Genomic DNA, 1,792 nt, shown 5'->3' on the forward strand with positions numbered 1-1,792 from the left:
CCCATCATCCTGAACGTATGGGTGCTGCCGCCGTCCAGCGGAACGGACGGGCAGGGCGTGAACCTGCCGCTGACGGCCCTGTGCTACTTCAGTTTCGGCGGTGTCTACTGGCTCGCCACACGGGCCCTGGACGGCCGTCGCGACAGCCTGCCGGTGGCGTGGAACGTCCCGCTGGCGATGGTGCTGACGGCGACCGCCATCGGCGTGGGCTTCTATACCCAGACCGGCCTGGGCGCGGTGCTGCTGCTGATCATGGCCGGCGTGCTGCCCTGGCTGCTGGAATTGCGCTTCGCGGTGGCCTGGCTGCTCGCCGCGCACGTGCTGCTGGTGCCATCGTTCATGGCGCGCGACGACTTCAATTTCTGGGAGGCGCTCTTCCAGTCGATGTTCTACGTGGGTTTCGCCGCCTTCGTGCTCATCACTACCTACGTGGCGCGCCAGCAGGCCCAGGCGCGCGAGGAACAGCGTCGGCTCAACGCGGAGTTGCGCGCCACGCGGGTGCTGCTGGCCGAAAGCGCCCGCGTCAACGAGCGCACCCGCATTTCGCGGGAGCTGCACGACCTGCTGGGCCACCACCTGACCGCGCTTAGCCTGAACCTGGAAGTCGCCGGGCACATGACCGAAGGGCGGGCGCAGGAACACGTACGCCAGGCGCATACGCTGGCCCGGTTGCTGCTGACCGACGTGCGCGAGGCGGTCAGCCAGTTGCGCGACAGCGGATCGATCGACCTCGGCGCGGCGCTGCTGCCACTGGCCGAGAAGGTGCCGTCGCTGGCCATCCACATGGACATCGAGGAGCCGCTGACCCTCGAAGACCCGCACCGCGCCCATGTCTTGCTCCGTTGCACCCAGGAGATCATCACCAACGCGGTGCGCCACGCCGGCGCCCGGCATCTCTGGCTGCACTGCCGGCGCGACGGCGCCCGGATCCTGATCGACGCGCGCGACGACGGCGCCGGCAGCCAGCAGGTGGTGGCCGGCAACGGCCTGACCGGCATGCGCGAGCGCCTGGTCCAGTACGGCGGCGAGTTGCGCATCGAAACGCGCCCGGGGCATGGCTTCTGCCTGCATATCGCCTTGCCCGTCACCGAGGCGGCCCCCGCGCTCACTCCCCTTTCCATTCCCCAACCCGAACCCACACCCGAGCTCAGCTCCGGAGGAACCCCGTGATCCGTGTCTGTCTGGTCGACGATCAAACCCTGGTGCGCCAGGGCATCCGCTCCCTGCTGGCGCTGGACGACGGCATCGAGGTCGTGGCCGAGGCCGCCGACGGCAAGCAGGCCGTGGATCTGGTCCCGCAGGTCAAGCCCGACGTGGTGTTGATGGACATGCGCATGCCGGTGATGTCGGGTCTCGAGGCCCTGCAGGCGCTGGCCCGCGCGGGCCAGCTGCCACCCACCATCATCCTGACCACCTTCGACGACGACCAGCTGGTGCTGGCCGGGCTGAAGGCGGGCGCCAAGGGCTACCTGCTGAAGGACGTCTCGCTGGAACAACTGGTCGGCGCGATCCGTACGGTGGCCGACGGGGGCTCGCTGGTGCAGCCGGCCGTCACCCAGCGCCTGCTGTCCGGGCTGGAACACATGCGCAACGAGTTCGTCAGCCTGGACCGACCGGACCCGCTGACCGACCGCGAGACCGAAATCCTCCGCCTCATGGCCAGCGGCTTCTCCAACAAGGAGATCGCCAACTCGCTGGGCGTGGCCGAAGGCACCATCAAGAACCACGTCTCCAACATCCTTTCCAAGCTGGGCGTGCGCGACCGCACCCGGGCGGTGCTGAAGGCCTTCGA

At 68.8% G+C, this 1,792-nt stretch carries 2 protein-coding genes; both read left to right on the forward strand.

The window, feature by feature from the left end:
• The coding region (locus VGF12_RS20575; protein WP_331177914.1) for a sensor histidine kinase at positions 1-1,170 on the forward strand (1,170 nt) is incomplete at its 5' end.
• Positions 1,167-1,792: response regulator transcription factor (locus VGF12_RS20580; protein ID WP_331177915.1), on the forward strand; the 626-nt coding region annotated here is incomplete at its 3' end. The genes VGF12_RS20575 and VGF12_RS20580, both read left to right, overlap by 4 nt.

Origin of the sequence: Roseateles sp., from assembly GCF_036404855.1 — a bacterium.
Taxonomy (GTDB): Bacteria; Pseudomonadota; Gammaproteobacteria; order Burkholderiales; family Burkholderiaceae_C; genus Pelomonas.